Below are 19343 nucleotides of genomic sequence, written 5' to 3' on the forward strand. Positions count from 1 at the left end.
TGGCTACCGAAACCTCGAACGATTCTTTTTGAGATTGCGCCTTGAGCTTGGTCGTTAAAATAGCAACCACGTGTTATGGTGATGAGCCTTTTTTTTATGCTTTTTCCTGCATTTGCCGCAAGACTTCCGCTTCGAGCTGTGGTTCCGGTGGTAACCAGCCAGCCGGTTTCATGACTTTTTGATCCGATTCCCGGAAGATCGGTTGACCGTCTGGACCAAGTTTCGCCATATTCGCTTGTTGGACGATTTCGAAGAGTGGTCCAGGCTCAAGTCCCGCCTCGACGAAGCTCCCCATGATGAAGTAAAGTGCGTCCGTCAAGGCATCTCCCTGACCAACAAGCTGTTCGACCTCGTTCGTTGGATAGGTTTCGTTCAGGGACTTTTCAACGGCTCGATCGATCCCCGCTTTTAATACTTCAATTGCCGCTAAAAATTCTTTTTCGTCGCGCGACGATTGATGCAGAAACTCGACAGCCGCTTCTTCTACCGTCCACGTCGCCCGTTTGATTCCACGTTCCAGTGGAATCGGTGTCGGGCGCTCCGCCCCCGGATGACGAAACGTCTGATGGAACTGTTTGACGTCCTGATAATAATTTGGTTGTTTCAAATCGATCACTCCCCTGTTCCGTTTCACTTTCACACGGTTTCCATTCTAACAGGTTTCAGGAGATTTCTCGATACGTTCATCGCACGCGATCGACCAATCGGATTCCCCGGCTGATTAATTCCTCGCGTTCTTTTGACGTCTGTTTCAGACGGTCAAGATCGGCAATCAGACGTGTTTGATCGACTTCATCCGCCAGTTCGAGTAACTCGAGGCGCAATAACCACGCATCCGGCAGTTGGCTAAGGGTCTGATCAATTAGTTGGGGCAACACTTGACGGTCGGCCCGCCCTTCCCGTATTTCCCGAACTGCTTCAAAAATTGGATCTGCTGCCGTCAATGGTCGCTCGATCCGGTCAAATTCGACCGTTTCCGGGATTGGTTTCAATGCTTCGACTTCCGTTCCCGGGAAAGCTGACGTGATCTCACCGACAATCAACTCCATCCGGCTCATCGTTGCCGTTTCTCCATCTTTTGTCACCTGCGCATCTTCCAAGATGACGAGCGCACGGTGGCCGTTGACGTTCTGGATTGCGGAGATTTGTCCCGTCACCTGAACCGAACCTTCTTTCCAGTCCAGCTGTTCGCCGACTTTCACTTGCAACAACACTTCATTTAGTTCCTGTCCGTGTAATAACGTAAAGCCTTCCGGATGATCGGCAAGCCCTTGTCCTGTCATGACTTTACCTTTAGCAGCAAGCGCCGTCGGACCGGTCAGTTTGACGAGATGCAGGGATTCATGGATTTCGTGTGTATCCGGTACACCGACGAGCGAGACACCACTATCAAAGACCAACGTCGACAAGTTGCCCGACTCGACGGCTTTCGTCAGACCGTGAATCCCGCCGCGAACGTATGACATCGTCTGGGCGAATTCTTCTAACGCCTCACGGAGCTGTTCAAACGATTCACAAACAAACAGTTCCTTTTGCATGCTCGTCACGTCGTGTTTCGTTGCCAGTGCTTTCTCAAGCGAAAACGGATGTTTTGTGACGGCATCCGTCAGACAATGCCGGCTTTCGCCGACCGATGACAGAAGACCGGCACCGTAGATTTGCGGATTGTTGATGTCACCGATGAGACCAAATTCGACCGTCCACCAGAAGAGACGCGAAATTTCATTGGCTTCCGAGATACCGGTGACATGCGTCCGGGTTTCAGCGAGTGCGACTTCTGCCTGTTCGACGTCTGCTGCTGTCGAAAACGGGCTTTCTTTGACGATCGTTAATTTTTTTAATGCCTTGAAGACATCATGCTCGGCTTTATGGTTAAAGGCATGCGCTCCGATTTCACCGAACCGGCGGACAAATTCCGCGTATGTTGGATTCATCAGGATCGGCGCATGACCTGCTGCTTCGTGTAAGATGTCGGGTGCTGGTGTGTAGAGAATGTTGTCGACCTTCCGGATGTCGGTTGCGATCGGCAACAAGCCATGACCTTGGAAATCAAAGAAGGCGACACCCGGAATCAGACCGTCAACGGCAACCGTCCCCCATCCGCCACGGCTTAACTTCGCCGTCATATCACGGACATCCGGAATCCGTTCCGGACTAATGCCCGATGCGGCTAGTCCTTCAAGGTATGCCGGATGTGCCGTATCTTGTAATGTATTTAAATTGAGTCGCATGACGTAACGCCAGACCGCATGATCCGTTGGCGTGTAATCCTCGTAGTGCTGTGGTGCGACGTGTGGTCGTAAGTGACTTGGAATGATTGGTGTTGACATATGAATTTCCCCCTTGTTAGTAGATGAACAACAAAAAGTCCCTGCCGAACAAAGATGTTCGACAGGGACGACGAAAGGCCGCGGTACCACCCTGATAATCTACGTAGACATAGATCACTTGATTACGGGATAACGGTTTTCTCCGCTTGCATGGCAAGAGACTCGGAAACTGTAATTCGATTCAATCTGTGTACACGTTCGCAGCGCCACGTGCTCTCTGAAACAGGGAGATTGTTTCTACTTCGGTTTCGTCTTCGTCCAACTTCTTTCATTCTGTTATGCTGTTATGCTGTTAGCAACTAAAGTGCTGTTAAGAAGGACTATACGCTTACTTTTTACTTTCGTCAATCGCTTTTTTCCGTTTAAAGCGATTAAATGTTTTATCCCGAACGGATTTTTGTTCGATTGAAAGTGATGTGACGTGCCGCCGGAGTGCTCCGTTAAGCCGTTTTTCAAACAGTTCCAGTTCCTGGATCCATTCGTTCATCGCGACGACGATCGGCAGAATTTCCATGATCAGTTCTTCCTCAAGCTCATCGCGGTCCAAGAAGGAATGTTTGACGAAGGCAATGTTTTCTTTGACAAGATCCTCCATCGCGAGTGGTTCTTCCGTCAGTAACAAATCGTACGTCAACAAAACTTTTTCCTGACGTTGTGCGATATGCATGACATGGTAAAATAATTCGCTCCGGAGATCGTCCGCGATTTTGGAGAGCGCCTGCTCCCGTTCGCGGAATCGTTCTGCCGTCGCGACACCTCGTTCGAGACACGATTGCATATGTTGCAGGATGATCAAGTTGCGTAACAACGAGACATGCCGTTGCCGCGATCCGCGAATTTCTTCCCGGTGTAAATTGAACAGTGTCTTTGTCTCAAGCATCGAGCGACTCATCTTATCGATGGCTGAACGATACGGTGTGACTTTTCCTTCAAAGGCAATCGCCCGGGTCACGACAAGCAATTTTTCAAACAATTTTGAGGCCTTTTGATAATAGACATTGCCGTAACGCGGTGGGAAGATCAGGGCGTTGACGCCCAGCGCACAGCTGATTCCGAGCATCACGAGTAAGTAACGAATCAAGACGATTTGCCACAACGGATCGGTCGCCCCTTCGACACTCTCCAGGATGACGATGATCATCAAGACAACGTGGGGAATCGTCCGTCCGAAGCCAAAAGCCAGTAAAATCGAGATCGCTGCCATGATGACAATGCCGATTGCGAGCGGATTGGCCGGATTATCGCCTAAAATCCAGAGCGAGACAAGCGTCAAGAAGGCACCAATCAAATTGGCTTCTGCTTCCTCGAGAAATTGTTTCCATGTTTGATACACGGACGGTAATAATGTGGTCGCTGCTGAAATCGCAGGTAGGATTGGGCTTAAATTAAACAAGTCACTGATAATCAAAGCCAATATGACTGCCAGGCCTGTTTTGATGGTACGTGGTCCGATTTGTAAAGACTGACCGCCCATATACGAACCTCCTTCATATTGTAGATACGTCCCCTATTCTTGCTCTAATACCCTTAAAAGGCAATTAAAAAATCACTCCAAGACAATCTGGAGTGATTTTGAGATCAAAACAATCGATTATGATGCTTTCGTGCCCGCACCTGAAGTCATTTCTTTTTTCGCAACTTCTTGATCGACAAGCGGTTTTTTCAAGATCGAGAGGATTGCGGCACCGACGAGTGCTCCGATAAGGATTGCACCAGCGTAGCTGAGAACAGCCATCAGTGTGCCGGATGGTCCGTCAAGTAGTGGGAAGACGAATACACCGCCGTGTGGTGCCGGAAGCAACACACCGAAGACGATTGTGAGCGCATCGGCGATGGCTGAACCGATGACGCTTGCCGGGATAACCCGAAGTGGATCGGCTGCTGCGAATGGAATTGCACCTTCCGTGACGAATGAAGCACCCATTGCGTACGCTGCGATACCCGCTTCACGTTCTTGTGGTGTGAATTTCTTACGTGCGAATAATGTTGAAGAGAAGGCCACGAGAAGTGGTGGAACCATACCACCTGCCATGACGGCTGCCATGACTTCCGTGTTTCCTGCTGTCAGAGCGGCTGTACCGAAAACGTAAGCTGTTTTGTTGATTGGACCACCCATGTCGATCGCCATCATCGCAGCGACGAGCATACCGAGCAGGATGGCGTTTCCACCACTGAGACCGTTGAGCGAATCCGTCAACCACGTCATGAAGGCAGCGATTGGTTCGTTGATGACAAGCAACATGATCATTCCCGTGATGAACGATCCAAGTAATGGGTAAAGTAAGACCGGTTTGATACCTTCGAGTGCTTTTGGAAGACCTTGTAAGACTTTAACAAGCACAAGGACAACGTAACCAGCAAGGAAACCAGCGATCAATCCACCTAGGAAACCAGCGTTCCCTTGGCTTGCGAGGAAACCGGCAATCAAACCTGGTGCAAGACCTGGTTTATCGGCAATCGACATCGCGATGAATCCGGCAAGAATCGGAATCAAGAGACCAAATGCAGCCTGACCGATCGACATCAGTTGGGCGGCAAATTCGTTGTACGATGGATCATCCGGATTAGCAGAGTTGATGCCCCAGAAGAAGCTGATCGCGATCAACAGACCACCGGCGACGACGAGTGGCAACATCGCGGAAACCCCACTCATCAAATGTTTGTAGAAACCGCCACGCGCCGGTTTTGAACTGTCACTTGAACCACTGCCTTTATAGATCGGCGCATCTTGTTTGACGGCGCGGTCAATCAATTCTTTTGGTTTACGGATTCCTTGAGCGACGGGAACTTCGACGACGTGTTTTCCGTTGAAGCGATCCATCTCGACGGCTTTATCCGCAGCGACGATGATTGCTGTTGCGTCCTGGATGTCTTGACTTGTTAGACCGTTTTTAACCCCGGTCGAACCGTTTGTCTCGACTTTGATCCGCACACCCATCTCTTCCGCTTTTTGACGGAGGGCATCGGCTGCCATGTACGTATGGGCGATGCCGGTCGGACATGCTGTTACGGCAAGGATATACGGCGCGTCTTTGGCGACGGCTGGTGAAGAGACATCGACCGGGCCTTCTTCTTCTCGTTCTTTTGCTTCGATTGCGGCGATGACTTCATCTTCCGAACGGGCGGAGAGAAGCGTGTCGCGGAACTTCATGTCCATCAGGTAGACGGACAGTTTCGATAATGTCTCGAGGTGAGCGTTATCCGCATTTTCACCAGCTGCAATCATGAAGAACAGGCGACTTGGTTGTCCGTCGAGTGCTTCGTAATCGATTCCCGTTGAACGACCGAAGGCGATGGCTGGTGATTTAACAGCTGCCGTCTTCGCGTGAGGAATGGCGATTCCTTCGCCGAGTCCAGTCGTGCTTTGTGCTTCCCGTGCCAAGATGGCTTCGCGGTAAGCCGAACGGTCATTTAATTTCCCGGCCCGATCGAGGACATCGACAAGCTCGTCGATGACGGTTGCTTTCGTAGATGAACGTAAATCGAGTTTGATCGTGTCACGTGTCAAAAGATCTGTAATTTTCATGAGTGAGTCACTCCTTTTTATGATTGAATGAGTTCAACGACTTGGACGTCTGTCAGTAAACGATCGATATCTTCTTTCGTGCATAATCCGAATGCATAAGCGGACGCACTGCCTGTCGTGACAGCGTACCGGAAAGCTTCTTCCGGCGGTCGGCCGAGCGCGTGACTGGCAACGAAGCCTGCGACAAGGGAATCCCCTGCACCGACAGAGTTGATCAGCTTTCCGGCTGGTGTGTTCGCCGTGTAAGCTCCTTGTTTATTGACGAGTAACGCGCCGTCCCCTGCAAAGGAGATGATGACGTTTTCTGCGCCCCGCTCAACGAGTTGTTGGGCATAAGGGACCGCCATTTCTTTTGACGTAATCTCGACATCAAAAATCTCTCCTAATTCGTGATGGTTCGGTTTGATCATGAATGGACCAAGCGGCAATACTTCAAGCATCGCTTCTTTTGTCGTATCGACGGCGAACTTGACACCACGTTTGGTCAAGACTTCGGCAATCTTTCGATATAAATCTTGCGGTAAGCTGCTTGGGATGCTGCCGGCAAAGACGACGATGTCGCCTGCCTGCATCGTCTCGAATGCTGCCAGTAACGCGTTTAATTCATCTTCTTGAATTTTTGGTCCCGCTGCATTGAGTTCTGATTCCTGATCAGCACGGATTTTAACGTTAATCCGTGTCTCATCAGCAATCGGCGTAAAGGCTGTCAAGACACCTTGTTTTTCCAGTTCATTGCGAATGAACTGCCCGGTGCTTCCTCCTAAAAATCCGAGTGCCTCTGTTTCGACCTCATAATTCTTCAGGACGAGTGAGACGTTGATCCCTTTTCCACCCGCCACTTTTTCGGCTTGTTCGACACGGTTGACCTGACCGGCTTCAAATACCGGCAACGTGACATAATAATCGATCGATGGGTTCAATGTCAGTGTATAAATCATTTCGCGTTCACCACCTCTGTATATTGACTGTATTTCGCTTCTTGTTCGCTCGATGTCGTCGTGATGATCGTCGCCGCTCGCAATGAAGCGACCCGACTAAAACTGATTTCATCCAACTTCGTCTCATCGACTAATACGTAAGACTTTTTTGCCAACTCAATCGCTGTCTTCTTTACGAGTGCCTCTTCCGGATCCGGCGTCGTGAATCCTTGGGTCGGATGAACACCGTTCATCCCAAGAAATGCGACATCAAAATGGTAAATCAACATTCCTTCACGTGCGTTGTAACCAACCAGTGCTTGCGTCGAATGCTTGAGTTGCCCTCCGACGACGAACGTCGGGATACGGTGATAGAGTAATGTATTCGCTAGAGGAAGACTGTTCGTTACGACTGTAATCGCCTTTTGTTCGAGGTAAGGAACGATGGCAAGTGTCGTCGTTCCCGCATCGAGATAAACGTACATTCCGTCTTCGATCAAGTCGGCAGCTGCTTGGGCAATCCGGTCCTTTTCTTCAACGAAACGATCACTTTTCTCGAAATAACTCGGTTCATCAATTTGCAAGTGATTGGCGGTCGCCCCGCCATGAACCCGTCGAAGATGTCCCGCTGCTTCCAGCTGTGATAAATCTCGGCGAATCGTGGATTCACTGGCTCCCGTCTGATCGACGATCGTCTGCATTTTGACGACTTCTTCTCGAGCCAATAACTCAAGAATCAGTTGATGGCGTTTTTTCGTTAACATTGGTTTCCCTCCGCATCTTTAATATAAAGCGTTTACATTTAAAAATCAATCAAAATCGTTCAACTTTTTATGTTTTTCGTCAAAAAACCTTCAAAATGTGACTTTTTTCGACAATAATGTCCTCTTATACGTCTATTATACACCAAAAACGGTCATATGATGACCGTTTACACAAAAAAAACCGCTCATCCCCTGAGCGGTTTTAAACAAGATGGTCACCCGGTATTCATTTTCAGGCTTTGACTTGATTTTGCAGATGTCCGATTCCTTCGATTGATACATCGATGACATCTCCGTCTTGAAGATAGACCGGAGGCTTCATTCCGTGTCCGACGCCGGCCGGTGTCCCCGTTGCGATGACATCTCCTGCTTCAAGAGTCATCCCGCGCGACACTTCGGTCAGAATCGTGACGACATCTCGCAGCATCAATTTCGTCGAACCCGACTGACGGAGTTCACCGTTCACCCGTGTCTCGACTAATACGTCTGCCGGATCAAAAGCATCTTCCGTCACGATGACCGGACCAAACGGACAAAAACCGTCGAGTGATTTACCACGGAAAAATTGCACATGTTCTTTTTGCAGATCCCGTGCCGTCACATCATTGATGATACTGTAGCCAAATACATGCTCAAGCGCATTTTCCGGTGTCAAATCACGTCCCGTCGTCCCGATGATGATCGCAAGTTCCCCCTCATAATCAAGTTGTTGCGTCAGATCAGCATGGCGTTCGATCGGGTCAAATGGACCGACGATTGAACTTGGTGCTTTTGTGAATAAGACGAACTTCCCTGCCCCTGCCGTATCCATCTCCTTGATATGATCGGCATAGTTTTTTCCGACACAAATCACGTTACGTGGTGGTAAGTAAGGTGCGAGCAAACGGACATGATCCGTTAAGCGTGGAGCTACATCTAAATCCACATCCATCTCGAATCCGCGAACGATGACTTCGAGTAATGAATCCGTATAGACTTGCGGCGTCACGTCATACCGATGTCCTGCCTCCTCCACCCCGATACGTGCCCGGCCGTCTTGCTCAAATCGAAACCATTTCATGATCATTTCCCCCTTTTTTTCCAGTATACCGAAAAGTCTTCTGCCGAGTCTGCTTTCACGAAAAAAAGAGCCGTCCGAATTCATGTTCGGAACGGCTCTCGGTCAGGCAATACGACGGGCTAACCGGTCAACCAACGCCTGCGATTCTTCATTTAATGCGACGAGTTCTGTTTTGATGCCTGCTGCCTGATACTTGAGAACAATGGTCTCAATCGCTTCCGTCGCCGAATCGTCAAACAGATGGGCTTTCGTGAAATCAAGAACAACCTGTTCGTACGCTTGGTCCGCTATTAGATCAAACTGTTCGACGAACGTCGTCGTCGAAGCAAAGAAAATCGGACCGTTGATGGCATAGACGACGGTTGAATCGTCGATCTGTCGTTTGACATCGATTCGTGAGATTTTTGATGCAAATAAAATGGCGGCAAGTAAAATTCCGACGAGTACGCCGATTGATAAATCATCCGTCAGCACCGTCACGAGAACCGTCGCCAGCATGACGGCAGAATCACTTTTCGGTGAGTTCTTCAACATCTTAAAGGATCCCCAGTCAAACGTCGCGTACGACACGAAGAACATCACACCGACGAGTGCCCCCATTGGGATCGTCATCAGTAAATCATTCATCGTCACCATCAACAGCATTAAAAAGGCACCTGCTGTAAACGTCGATAGTCGTCCCCGGCCACCTGATGTGACATTGATGACCGATTGACCGATCATCGCACAGCCTGGCATCCCGCCAAAGAATCCCGCCACGATGTTGGCGATTCCTTGTCCACGTGACTCCGTCGCTTTGTTTGACGTCGTATCCGTCATCTCATCGACGATCCGAGCCGTTAGTAACGATTCAATCAAACCAACAAAGGCCAGTGATAACGCATAAGGGAAAATGATTTGAAGCGTTTCGAGCGAAAACGGTACATTCGGTAAGAAAAAGCTTGGTAATGAAGCCGAAATCTGTCCCATATCACCGATGACACGTGTATCAAGTGACAAGAAGACCGTCAAGACGGTCATGATCGTAATCGCGACGAGTGGTGCCGGAATCACTTTCGTAAACCGGGGAAAAATCAAGATGATGGCAAGGGACGCCGCAACCATCGCGTACATAATCCAGTTTTGCCCTTCAAACTGGGGCAACTGGGCGGAAAAAATCAAGATCGCTAACGCATTGACGAATCCGACCATGACGGCACGCGGTATGAACCGGAGTAATTTCGCGACGCCTAAAACGCCTAACAGGATTTGGAACACACCTGCAAGAATTCCCGCCGCCAATAAATAATCGACCCCATGATCTTTGACGAGTTGAACGACGACAAGTGCCATCGCTCCCGTCGCGGCTGAGATCATCCCTGGTCGTCCACCCGCAATCGAGATGATGATGGCAATGATGACCGAAGCATACAAACCGACCATCGGATTCACACCCGCGATTAATGAGAAGGCGATTGCTTCCGGAACGAGTGCTAACGCAACTACGATGCCAGACAACATATCGGCTTTTGGTTGTAAGACCCATTCTTTTCTCCATTGTGAAAACATTGAATTCCTCATTTCTTCTAATTGATTCGTGTAAGATACATTTGGTTATCATAATCTGATTTCCTGACTGCGGCAACACTTATTGGGTCAGAATCCGAATTTGAACGATCTCATCGACCATGTCTTGGTAGCGGACCATGATTTCCTGTCCGTGGAAGATCGGATCTTCCGCCAGCGTCTCCAGTGCGCGCCGTAACAAGTGTATTTTTGGTTTCTTGCGTTCGAGTAACTCTTCATAAATGAAATCGAGCACTTCATCATGGGCTACTTTTGATGCTTCTGAAATCGGAGACAACGTGATCAGACGTTTCATGTGCGCATTCGTCTTCTCAAACAGGTCTTTCCGGATGACGACCTCATCTTGCGGGCGGTCGAGCCAGACTGATAAAAAGCGGGGCGGAATCAATTGTTCCTCCGTGCGACTGACATCTTCGACAAGATGGGTCAGGCGATTGAAGACGTACCGGACGACGCGTTCCGGCTGGGTGTTTCGTTCGGATTGGCGGAAGAAATACATCGCATATTGCAACATTCCGGTGTAGATGACGGCAAGATCGAGGAGATACGGGGTCTTCGCTTCACCAAACAAGTCACGGAGACGATGGTACGTCCATTCGATTTCGAGCAGACGATTATTTTCCATGAACGCTTTTAATTCTTTTTCATTCGAAGCAATCGCCTCTTCAAACAGCGTATACAGTTTGTATTTTTGCATCAGTTCAAGGTAACAATTCCCTTGTTGGATAAAGGTCTCGTAATCCGAGACATCCCGTCCGACTAAAATTTCCTTCCGCGCAGTGCGCATCTTTTCGAACACCGTGTTGAAAACATCGATGAACAGTTCATTTTTCGAGGAAAAATAATTATAAAAGGTTCCTTTTGAGACGACACTTTGATCGAGTATGTCTTGAATCGAAGTCGACTGGTACCCTTTTGAGACGAATAATTGATAGGCGGCATCTAAGAGTTGTTTCTTTTTTGGGTTCATAATCGTGTCCTTTTCTTGAAGTGACCTCATTTTCAGCGGTCACATATTATTTTAGTGTAGAAAAATAGATTCCATCCTTTGCCGGAGCAGTTTATGAGTTGATCCGCAAGGGGTTGGAAATGTCGAATAATCGGGACGGCTAAAGCCATCTTTTGTTCGAAGCCGATTCATCTCACGACTGAATTCACGAGTGTTCTCGACTATTTCACAAAGCAAATAATTTGTAATCAGTTGCTTCAGACGATAGAATGACTAAGTTGTAGAATCAGTGTATAACAAAGTAGACTTACTGTACAAAAGGAGCATAACGAAATGCAATCAACCAAGCAATCATCTCGCCTTTATTTAATCTTAGCCGTCTTAATGGCCGGTGCATTCGTCGCCGTCCTCAACTCGACGCTATTGAACATTGCCTTACCCTCCATCATGCAATCCTTTAATATCGAAGCGAGCACCGCACAATGGCTGACGACCGGTTATATGTTGGTCAACGGAATCATGATTCCGACGTCAGCCTACCTCGTCCAAAAATTTTCGACCCGTCAATTATTCTTGACGGCGATGGGACTTTTTTCAATCGGGACGATTCTTGCCGGACAGGCCGACCTGTTTCCGACCTTACTCGGTTCCCGAATGTTACAGGCCTCCGGTTCAGCCATCATGATGCCTTTATTGATGAATGTCCTCTTAAATGGTTTTCCAATCGAAAAACGGGGGCAAGCCATGGGGATTTTTGGTCTTGTCATCACGTTTGCACCCGCAATCGGTCCGACTTTATCCGGATGGGTTCTTGAGCATTACGAATGGCGGATGCTGTTCCATATCGTCACACCGATTTCCCTACTCGTCCTTGTCATCGGCTTCTTCTTATTAAAAAAAGAAACGATCACGAGCACACTCCGTCTCGACCAATTGTCACTTGTCTTATCAAGCTTTGGTTTTGGTGGTTTGCTTTACGGCTTCAGTTCTGCCGGATCAGCTGGTTGGGGCTCTCTGACGGTCATCGGAACACTCGCAATCGGCGTCATCAGTCTGACCTCGTTTATTATACGCCAATTCCGGTTGGATGAGCCGATGCTTGAATTCCGGATTTTTAAGTATCCGATGTTCGCCTTATCGCAAGGCATCTCGATGGTCCTGAACATGTCGATGTTCTCGGCGATGATTCTGATGCCAATCTACGTCCAGACGATTCGGGGAATCTCCCCGTTTCATTCCGGGTTGTTGATGTTGCCCGGCGCGCTCGTCATGGCGTTCATGTCGCCGATTACCGGTCGTCTGTTTGACCGTTTCGGTGCCCGAATCCTCGCGATGATCGGATTGTCGTTGACCGTCTTGACGACGTTCTTCTTCAGTCGTCTGACAGCCGATACCGCTTATTCATTCCTCGTCATCATGTATACGTTGCGCTTCTTAGGAATCTCAATGGTCATGATGCCCGTCATGACGAACGGACTGAACCATATTCCGCAACACTTGACACCACACGGGACCGCCCTCAACAATACGTTGTCACAAGTCTCCGGTGCGATTGGTTCTGGATTACTCGTCTCTGTCATGACGTCACGGACAGCCGATTATGCAAAAGAATTAACGGCAAATGCAACACCGGGTACGAACCCGCAAACGATCATCACCCAGTCAATGGTCGAAGGGATCAACGATACGTTTTTCGTCGCGACGCTGCTTGCGCTCCTCGCGCTCGGTCTATCGTTCTTCATTAAGAAACGTCCGATCGAACAAGACGTCGTTCATGTCGAACCCGCACGTGAAAAAAAATACGCTTAACCTACAATCGGTCGTTTCCTCTCGTTGTTTAGAGAAGAAACGACCGATTGTTTTAGCTGAGGAATGCTCGAAGCTCGTTCTTTAGAATGATCCGTTGATTGGTGCTGCCCCGGATCGACAACGAAGGATCATGGAGCGACCGGACATAACGCCCGTCGATCAGGCAGTCGATCCGTGACAAAATCCACTGCGTCTGTTCCTGTCGAAGCAGCTGTTCAATGGTGTAGCCCGTAAAAAGATAGATTTCATAACCGGCTAACGCTGCAATCAACTCGACTAGAGCCGAACGTTGCAGGAACGGCTCCCCACCTGAAATCGTAATCCGCCGTGATCCGAGCATATGAATCTGTTCGACGACTTCAGCGACCGAGTAGTCAGCTCCCCCTTCGACGAGCCAAGAATCGGGATTGTGGCAGCCCGGACAGTGATGGGGACACCCTGCAAAAAAGACGACCGTGCGTAATCCCGGACCATCGACGACCGAGTCAGCGAGAATCTGTAGCAGTCGCATGGCGCACCCGGTCCTGTTCTTCTGCCCGTTTCGCTTCATTCCAACGATCCATCGTTCCGACCAAGTAGCCGGTGATCCGGCGAATTCGTTCAATCTCTTCACCACCGCAAACGGGGCACTTCAGCTCGATCGTTTGTTCCGTCCGGCAGGTCAGACACCGGTCGATGGGATGATTGATCGAACCATACCCCATTCCCGACGCTGCCATTAGTCGGACGATTTCTTCGATTGCCTCTCGATTTCCCGCTAACGCACCGTCCGTCTCGACATAGGTAATATGACCACCGTTACATAACGCGTGAAAAGGTGCTTCCAGCCGGATTTTCTCGCGGATGGTGACCGGTGCGTCGACCGGGAGATGGAACGAGTTCGTATAATACGGTTTATCGGTCACCCGGTCGATGGACCCAAACGTCTTCAAATCCTGCGCTGTGAACTTTCCTGATAATCCTTCCGCTGGTGTCGCGAGTAATGAAAAATTCAGCCCGGTTTTTTCGCCATATTGATCGACGACCGTACGCATCGTCTCAATCAAGGCTTGACCAATCCGGTGAGCAAGCTCCGCTTCTCCGTGATGGTGACCGGTCAGGACGATCAAGGCCTCCGCCAAACCAATGAACCCAACCGATAACGTCCCTTGCCGCAATACCGGTTCGACGCGATCAGATGGTGCTAACGTCTGCCCATCCAGCCAAACATGTTGATATAAAAAAGTAAATTCCTCTGCTGTCCGATCTGCTTGATATTGATACCGTTCGAGTAATTGTTCACAGATCAAATGTGTGTAGGTCGATACAAGGGCGAACATCCGGTCCAGACTTTGCGTCATCAATGCCAACCGAACGAGATTCAAGCTCGTAAAGGAAAGATTCCCACGCCCAACGACGGATGCTGGACCTTGACGGTTTTCAAAGACTCGGGTCCGACACCCCATATATGCTACTTCTTCTTCCGGTGCGCCACTGGACGATCGATTAAAGGGCGCATCTAAAAAAGCAAAATTCGGAAACAGCCGTTTCCCCGTCACTTCTGTCGCGAGTTGAAACAAATCATAGTTCGGATCAGTCGGATGGAACGTGACACCGGCTTTGACCTTAAAGATTTGGATCGGAAAAATCGGTGTTTCGCCTTTCCCAAGTCCGGCTTTCGTCGCTTCCAGTAATGCCCGGATCAACAATCGCCCAAAGACGGACGTATCGGTCCCGTAGTTGATGGAGATGAACGGGACTTGTCCACCGCCTCGTGAATGCATCGAATTCGTATTATGAATAAACGCTTCGCACGCTTGATAGGTCATCTCATACGTTTCCGACATCGCATACGCCCGTTTTTGACGATTCGACCATTTCGGAACTAAAACACGGATTTTTTTGAGCTGACGCTGAAACGTTTTTTCGACGAATGGTGCTAGATCATAGTCAAACATCGGATAGGATTGTCCCCCATGCTGCATGTTTTGGTTCGCCTGCATGATGATTGCGGCGAGCGCTAAAGCGGACCGAATGTCTTGCGCCGGACGGATCGTCCCGTGGGCCATGTCAAATCCTGTCGTCAACAAACGCCCGAGTGGTAATTGGACACAAGTCGTCGTCCCGGTTACATAATAATCGGCGTCGTGAATATAAATGAGGTTGTCGTCTACTGCTTGTTTCACCTCCGCTGACAGCAACAGGTCCTGCATCATCTGCTTTGCTGCTGTACTTGCAATCCGATTTAGTTTCGCAAGAGGTGTTTTCCCGTCGACATTGGCATTTTCCTGGATTTCATCGGATGACGGATGTTGAATGACCTGTTCGTATAACGTCTGCAATTGCATCTTCATCTCTCCCTAAATCTTGTGGTGTTTTTCTATAATCCCACTATATCTAGAGTCATTTATGACCAACAATCCCTGCATATCTGAAACGTTTTGCAAGGAAAACCGTCGATTCGTCACGAAATGTTTCGAGAAATCGGATTAAATCGGATTAAGACGCCTTTTCTTGATCAGCTGTTCCCTATGAGAAGGGTCACTTTACTCGTTCAGAATAAAAAAAGGAACAGGCGACGGGACGATTCCTCCCTGTCTGCCTGTTCCATCTTGTTTAACCGTTTAATCCATTTCAATCAATGTATCGGACACGCTTGGTAAGAGAACCTTAAAGACCGTTCCTTCCCCTAAGATCGACTCGACATCGATGTTCCCATCGTGCGCCCGGACGATTTCCTTACAGATCGATAGACCTAAGCCTGTTCCGCCGATTTTACGACTGTCGGAATTGTCGACACGGTAAAATTTACTGAACAGGTGTGGCATCGCACTACTTGGAATCCCTAACCCGAAATCACGAATACTCAACTCAATCTGATTGTGATGGTGCGTCAAGGAAATGACGACATCTCCACCATCCGGTGAATATTTGATCGCATTACTGACTAAGTTCCCGATCAATTGTTTCATACTGTTTTTATCGGCATTGACTAAAAATTCATGGCTCTCATCGATATCCAGTTGGAGACGATGTTGTTCCGTCGCGACCTGATAAAAACGGGTCTGTTCTTTGACCGTATCGACGAGATCAAACACTTCTTTATCATACGACTGTTTGCCTGACTCCATCCGTTGGACATTCAAAAAATCACTGACAAGATCCGTCAGGCGTTTGGATTCATCATGAATCGTCTGCAAATACCGTTTGTTTCGTTCGGGATCGAGTTTTCGTTTCAGCATCAGTTCCGTGAACCCATAAATCGACGAGAGTGGCGTCCGTAATTCATGCGACACCGTCGAGACGAGTTCCGATTTCATCCGGTCGACTTCCGTCTCTGCCGTGACATCACGGAAAACGAGAATCGTTCCTTTCGCTTCTTGACTAAGCATGATTTCTTCCGCATAGACTTGAATGAAATATTGACCTTGATCAATCGATAAGGAGAACATCCCCTCCGGAATCTTCCCCGACAACACTTCTTCAAAGTAGGCTTCGAACGCTTCTTTTTGGTCGACCTGCTCAAACATCGTTTCCGGTCTTACTTCAAGAAACGTCATCGAATCATTTTCTTCTTCGATCTGAAGCGACTCAAAGATGTCAAACAAAGCTTGATTCCCAAGAATCGTTTTTTCGTCATGTTTGATATACAAAATGGCTTCCCGGACGGAATTGAGTAACTGCGCTGTTTCCTTGCGCTCGTATTCCATCTGTTCATACAACGACATCCGCATCAGCGAAATGGCAATTTGTTTGGAGAAGGACTCCAGTTCAATCAATTCTTTTTCTTTAAACGCTTGATCGAACCGGGCTAAATACAGACACGCAATCAATTCTTCCTTCGCCGGGTCCATGATGGGAATGACAGCTTCATAAATATAGTACGGAAAACCGATCAACTCATCATTTGCTACCTTTTTCGAAGAGTTTGCCATCTCTTTTGAAATCATGACCCGTTTGAGTAACAACGATTCTGTTTTCAAGCTTTCTTGTTGCTCTGCAGTCATTTCCTTAGGGACGACGGAGGAAATCTCATTGTTTTTAATTAACAACAAGGCACCGAACTCCGTTTTCGTCAGTCGGACGATCGTACTGATGACCGAAGAATAATCGAACAAGCTTTCCTTCGAAGCAAGCGTTTCAATCAGTTCGTTTCGATCTTGTAAATGCAGTTCATTCGAACGGGTGACTTCAAGTGCCTGTTCAAGTTCCGTTTGTTTACTTTTAAGCGCATCTTGATTCTGTTCCATCAACTGATTTTTTCGCGACAGTTCCGTATGTTGTGACGAAATCGAACGTGCCATCTGATAAAAGGACGCCGTCAATTGACCGACTTCATTTTCGACTGGAATATCATGTTCAAGCGAAATCGATTTCCCTTCTGCTAGACGTTGACTTTTGATGTTCAGTTCGTGTAACTGCATCGTCAACCGACCAATCAGTGGACGGACGATGAATAATAAACATAAAAGAAAAATCAATAAGTTCAAAAACCAGAACCATTGGGTTTGTTGCAATTGAGCAAGTACTTGTTCCTTCGTCTGACCAGCCGAATTGTCGATGTACAGATAACTGGCGACGGATGTGAGTACACTCCAGGCAAACACGCTGTAAAAAACGGCCATCAGCTGTCTCCCTAGTTTTTCAGTCATCCATTGTTTCATGTTCATGAAGCCCTCCTACTTAAATCTAAAAAAATAAAGATCTGAGGCGAGACAAACGTTTCGCATCACACCTTTATTTCCCTCAATCCGGTAGTTTCAATCCTGTCTCGGCCTGCGAGGCGGCTATAATCGGATATCGCATAATAATCCGATGACATCAACGATTTGATGTTTTGACATACCGTCCGTATCAACGTGGTTTAAGAAAAACGGATGTTTCAATTCACGTAACCGGGTCTCGACTTGTTTACCGCCCCATGACTGTCCGCGCTCGAAGCGGCTTCGCAACCGGCGTCTGACGGTTTCCGGACTCGCCATCAACGTCACGTGACGTACTTGATGTCCCTTTGTTCTTAAAATCCCCACGATTTCCTCAAAATAATCGGGATTCGTCAACGTCATCGGTACAATCACGACGGTCGCTGTCTGATCTAATTGTTCGAGCAACAGCAGATTCAACCGGCGCCAGAGCGGCTCATCTTGAAAATCGTCTGTTCGGTTCTCCTGCGGAAGCTGCCGCCGCAACAGTTGACCTGTCAACTCAGGGTCAAACAGATGTGATCCTTTAATTCGCTTCTGTAATCCACGGGCAGCCGTCGTTTTACCGACACCAAATGTTCCATTGATCCAAATAATCATCGTCCGGATTCTCCACCTTTAAATGTTTTCAGAAAGAGTTTCCTTTAATATACAATTTGAATAATCCAGGGTGCAAGTACACTGGCGAGAATTGCCGTTAAAATCATCGTCAACAGACCGACCGCCCCTTCGCGTTGATCGAGACTCATCGATTTCGTCGCGCCCATGACATGGGCAATCGAGGCCAAACCGACGCCACGTCCGACAAAATGATGAATCCGGAGTCCCGTCATCAGACGTGGTCCGACAATCGATCCGACTAATCCTGTCACGAGAACAAACGTCGCCGTCAAAGCGAGCGTCCCACCCGATTGTTCCGAAATAGCCAATGCAACGGGTAAAGTGACGGATTTCGGTAACAACGCCAAGTTCGTCGTCCGTTCGAGATGTAGCAATAGACCCAGCAGTAAGTCGGATGTCAGTGCAATCAACGTTCCGATGCCGACCCCCAGTGCAATCTCGGGTAAAAACCGCCGGACCTGATGCCGGACCTGATACAACGGAATCGCAAACGCCGTAATCGCCGGACCTAACATCCGTGACAAGTACTGACCACCGGACATGTAGCGCGCATGCGTCGTATCACTCAGCGATAAAATCACAATCACGGCTGCCGTCACCGTCAGAATCGGTAACGTCCAGACAAACGGAAACGTCCGGTACAACCAAAAAGCGCCGCCAAACAACAGAATCGTCAATATCAGCCAAAACAGTCCTTCACTCATGGATATCGACCTCCTCTTTTCGGCGAGCCAATCGATCGACGAGGAAAGCCGAGCCCGTTAACGTCAACAGACTGCTGATGATCAAGATGACCAGTACTTGAAGACCGGATTGACGCATGAAGACGGTGTAATCCATAATGCCGGATAATGCCGGCACAAAAAATAACGGCATGACGAGCAACAGCAACCGTCCCCCCTGCTCCACGTAGCTGACTTTGAGCAGACGGCTTTTTAATGCCAGATACAATAAAATCAATCCGATGATATTTCCCGGTAACGGCAACTGCAGTCCTGTACTCACAACGTCCCCGATCATGGCGAAACAGGAGATGAGGACAATCTGCAGTAAAATCGTCACACTTAACAATAGTTTTGAACGCATAATGATTTCCCCTTGTTTAACGTATTCGGGATT

16 protein-coding genes and 1 other annotated feature are annotated in these 19343 nt (G+C 48.5%); of the genes, 1 reads left to right on the forward strand and 15 read right to left on the reverse strand.

Annotated features, from left to right (window positions below; translation table 11 throughout):
- Nucleotides 1-94: 94 nt before the first annotated feature.
- The 9 genes from KNQ13_RS11665 to KNQ13_RS11705 all read right to left on the reverse strand — a co-directional run bounded on the left by KNQ13_RS11665 (nt 95) and on the right by KNQ13_RS11705 (nt 11133).
- Nucleotides 95-607, reverse strand: a complete 513-nt coding sequence (locus KNQ13_RS11665; protein ID WP_026831135.1) for a pyrophosphohydrolase domain-containing protein — start codon at nt 605-607, stop codon at nt 95-97.
- A 76-nt stretch (nt 608-683) separates the two neighbouring features.
- On the reverse strand, nt 684-2330 hold the full coding sequence (locus KNQ13_RS11670; RefSeq protein ID WP_026831134.1) for an aromatic amino acid hydroxylase: 1647 nt from the start codon (nt 2328-2330) through the stop codon (nt 684-686).
- Between the two features lie 60 nt (nt 2331-2390).
- Nucleotides 2391-2594: a binding site (T-box leader), on the reverse strand.
- A gap of 64 nt (nt 2595-2658) precedes the next feature.
- Nucleotides 2659-3804 carry an FUSC family protein gene (locus KNQ13_RS11675; RefSeq protein ID WP_014970036.1) on the reverse strand — a complete coding sequence of 382 codons (1146 nt, stop codon included), beginning with the start codon at nt 3802-3804 and terminating at the stop codon, nt 2659-2661.
- 117 nt (nt 3805-3921) lie between these two features.
- Nucleotides 3922-5856, reverse strand: a complete 1935-nt coding sequence (locus tag KNQ13_RS11680; RefSeq protein WP_214773231.1) for a PTS fructose transporter subunit IIABC — start codon at nt 5854-5856, stop codon at nt 3922-3924.
- Between the two features lie 17 nt (nt 5857-5873).
- A complete protein-coding gene (gene pfkB / locus KNQ13_RS11685; RefSeq protein WP_026831133.1) occupies nt 5874-6794 on the reverse strand; it encodes a 1-phosphofructokinase in 921 nt (306 codons plus the stop codon).
- Nucleotides 6791-7537, reverse strand: a complete 747-nt coding sequence (locus tag KNQ13_RS11690) for a DeoR/GlpR family DNA-binding transcription regulator (protein WP_014970033.1) — start codon at nt 7535-7537, stop codon at nt 6791-6793. The genes pfkB and KNQ13_RS11690 overlap by 4 nt, the downstream gene beginning before the upstream one ends.
- A gap of 232 nt (nt 7538-7769) precedes the next feature.
- Nucleotides 7770-8597, reverse strand: a complete 828-nt coding sequence (locus KNQ13_RS11695) for a fumarylacetoacetate hydrolase family protein (RefSeq protein WP_026831132.1) — start codon at nt 8595-8597, stop codon at nt 7770-7772.
- Nucleotides 8598-8699: 102 nt separating this feature from the next.
- Nucleotides 8700-10145, reverse strand: coding sequence for a SulP family inorganic anion transporter (locus KNQ13_RS11700; protein WP_026831131.1), 1446 nt, complete (start codon nt 10143-10145; stop codon nt 8700-8702).
- A 79-nt stretch (nt 10146-10224) separates the two neighbouring features.
- Entirely contained in the window at nt 10225-11133 is a 909-nt protein-coding gene (locus KNQ13_RS11705) for a TetR/AcrR family transcriptional regulator (protein ID WP_026831130.1), read from the reverse strand.
- Nucleotides 11134-11445: 312 nt separating this feature from the next.
- On the opposite strand from KNQ13_RS11705, the gene KNQ13_RS11710 reads away from it, so the two are divergent.
- Entirely contained in the window at nt 11446-12921 is a 1476-nt protein-coding gene (locus KNQ13_RS11710; protein WP_026831129.1) for a DHA2 family efflux MFS transporter permease subunit, read from the forward strand.
- Between the two features lie 52 nt (nt 12922-12973).
- Here KNQ13_RS11710 and nrdG read toward each other — a convergent pair whose 3' ends face one another.
- The 6 genes from nrdG to KNQ13_RS11740 all read right to left on the reverse strand — a co-directional run bounded on the left by nrdG (nt 12974) and on the right by KNQ13_RS11740 (nt 19310).
- Nucleotides 12974-13432 (reverse strand): anaerobic ribonucleoside-triphosphate reductase activating protein, encoded by a 459-nt coding sequence (nrdG, locus tag KNQ13_RS11715; RefSeq protein ID WP_014970028.1) that lies wholly within the window; start codon nt 13430-13432, stop codon nt 12974-12976.
- Nucleotides 13407-15248, reverse strand: coding sequence for an anaerobic ribonucleoside triphosphate reductase (locus tag KNQ13_RS11720; protein WP_026831128.1), 1842 nt, complete (start codon nt 15246-15248; stop codon nt 13407-13409). Before KNQ13_RS11720 ends, nrdG begins: the two co-directional genes overlap by 26 nt.
- 276 nt (nt 15249-15524) lie before the next feature.
- On the reverse strand, nt 15525-17564 hold the full coding sequence (locus KNQ13_RS11725; protein WP_209548392.1) for an ATP-binding protein: 2040 nt from the start codon (nt 17562-17564) through the stop codon (nt 15525-15527).
- 123 nt (nt 17565-17687) lie between these two features.
- Nucleotides 17688-18203 carry an AAA family ATPase gene (locus KNQ13_RS11730; protein ID WP_026831126.1) on the reverse strand — a complete coding sequence of 172 codons (516 nt, stop codon included), beginning with the start codon at nt 18201-18203 and terminating at the stop codon, nt 17688-17690.
- A gap of 44 nt (nt 18204-18247) precedes the next feature.
- The gene (locus KNQ13_RS11735) at nt 18248-18928 is read right to left on the reverse strand and encodes an LrgB family protein (protein WP_014970024.1); all 681 of its coding nucleotides are present in this window, start codon (nt 18926-18928) and stop codon (nt 18248-18250) included.
- Complete coding sequence (locus KNQ13_RS11740; protein WP_150111989.1) at nt 18921-19310, reverse strand: CidA/LrgA family protein; 390 nt, start codon at nt 19308-19310, stop codon at nt 18921-18923. The genes KNQ13_RS11735 and KNQ13_RS11740 overlap by 8 nt, the downstream gene beginning before the upstream one ends.
- Between the last annotated feature and the right edge of the window lie 33 nt (nt 19311-19343).

This window comes from Exiguobacterium sp. s128, from assembly GCF_018618815.1.
Lineage (GTDB): Bacteria > Bacillota > Bacilli > Exiguobacteriales > Exiguobacteriaceae > Exiguobacterium_A > Exiguobacterium_A antarcticum.

What these genes read in the sequence shown, in the direction of transcription:
- KNQ13_RS11675 (WP_014970036.1), bottom strand. Translation starts at nt 3,804, where the DNA reads ATGGGCGGTCAGTCTTTACAAATCGGACCACGTACCATCAAAACAGGC.
- KNQ13_RS11730 (WP_026831126.1), bottom strand. Translation starts at nt 18,203, where the DNA reads ATGATTATTTGGATCAATGGAACATTTGGTGTCGGTAAAACGACGGCT.
- KNQ13_RS11740 (WP_150111989.1), bottom strand. Translation starts at nt 19,310, where the DNA reads ATGCGTTCAAAACTATTGTTAAGTGTGACGATTTTACTGCAGATTGTC.
- KNQ13_RS11690 (WP_014970033.1), bottom strand. Translation starts at nt 7,537, where the DNA reads ATGTTAACGAAAAAACGCCATCAACTGATTCTTGAGTTATTGGCTCGA.
- KNQ13_RS11725 (WP_209548392.1), bottom strand. Translation starts at nt 17,564, where the DNA reads ATGAAACAATGGATGACTGAAAAACTAGGGAGACAGCTGATGGCCGTT.
- pfkB (WP_026831133.1), bottom strand. Translation starts at nt 6,794, where the DNA reads ATGATTTATACACTGACATTGAACCCATCGATCGATTATTATGTCACG.
- KNQ13_RS11680 (WP_214773231.1), bottom strand. Translation starts at nt 5,856, where the DNA reads ATGAAAATTACAGATCTTTTGACACGTGACACGATCAAACTCGATTTA.
- KNQ13_RS11710 (WP_026831129.1), top strand. Translation starts at nt 11,446, where the DNA reads ATGCAATCAACCAAGCAATCATCTCGCCTTTATTTAATCTTAGCCGTC.
- KNQ13_RS11720 (WP_026831128.1), bottom strand. Translation starts at nt 15,248, where the DNA reads ATGCAATTGCAGACGTTATACGAACAGGTCATTCAACATCCGTCATCC.
- KNQ13_RS11695 (WP_026831132.1), bottom strand. Translation starts at nt 8,597, where the DNA reads ATGAAATGGTTTCGATTTGAGCAAGACGGCCGGGCACGTATCGGGGTG.
- KNQ13_RS11705 (WP_026831130.1), bottom strand. Translation starts at nt 11,133, where the DNA reads ATGAACCCAAAAAAGAAACAACTCTTAGATGCCGCCTATCAATTATTC.
- KNQ13_RS11735 (WP_014970024.1), bottom strand. Translation starts at nt 18,928, where the DNA reads ATGAGTGAAGGACTGTTTTGGCTGATATTGACGATTCTGTTGTTTGGC.
- nrdG (WP_014970028.1), bottom strand. Translation starts at nt 13,432, where the DNA reads ATGCGACTGCTACAGATTCTCGCTGACTCGGTCGTCGATGGTCCGGGA.
- KNQ13_RS11700 (WP_026831131.1), bottom strand. Translation starts at nt 10,145, where the DNA reads ATGTTTTCACAATGGAGAAAAGAATGGGTCTTACAACCAAAAGCCGAT.
- KNQ13_RS11670 (WP_026831134.1), bottom strand. Translation starts at nt 2,330, where the DNA reads ATGTCAACACCAATCATTCCAAGTCACTTACGACCACACGTCGCACCA.